General features: G+C 71.4%; 1 protein-coding gene and 1 pseudogene. One reads left to right on the forward strand and one right to left on the reverse strand.

The features are described from left to right. Window positions 1-332: aldo/keto reductase (locus tag A5646_RS28415; protein WP_197505252.1), on the reverse strand; the 332-nt coding region annotated here is incomplete at its 3' end. Between the two features lie 88 nt (window positions 333-420). Here A5646_RS28415 and A5646_RS29160 point away from each other — a divergent pair. Continuing rightward, window positions 421-510, forward strand: a pseudogene (locus A5646_RS29160) (TetR/AcrR family transcriptional regulator); the annotation flags it as partial.

Genomic DNA, 510 nt, shown 5'->3' on the forward strand with positions numbered 1-510 from the left:
CGAGCGAGACCGCCGCGCCGTGCGCGGTGAACGCCGCGGTGGCCGCCGCCAGCAGCCGTTCGCGATTGCGGCGCGCGTCCGACCTTGCTGACGATGACGAGGTCGTCGGGGTAGGGGGCCAGTGCCGCGTGGATCCGGCGGTTCACCTCGCCGGGTCCGTAGAACGACGCGGTGTCGATGTGGTTGACGCCCAGTTCGATCGCGCGACGCAGCACCGCGGCCGCGTCGTCGGCGGTCGTCGCCTCGAACAGTTGCATGGCGCCGTAGCCCATGCGGGCGACGGGGGTCACGCCCAGAGTGCCGATGCCGCCGGGCCGGGGTTGGTCTGTCATGGTGCTCCTGAAGAGATCGGGTGACACACTGGTGAAAGCGGAGGGGCCTCCGCATTCATAGCGTAACAGAACCGGAGGAGCCTCCGCTTTGGTGGGAAGGTCGGACGCGCGCCGCAATCGCGAACGGCTGCTGGCGGCGGCCACCGCGGCGTTCACCGCGCGCGGCGCGCCGGCGTCA

Origin of the sequence: Mycobacterium sp. 1245499.0 (assembly GCF_001673615.1) — a bacterium.
Lineage (GTDB): Bacteria > Actinomycetota > Actinomycetes > Mycobacteriales > Mycobacteriaceae > Mycobacterium > Mycobacterium europaeum_A.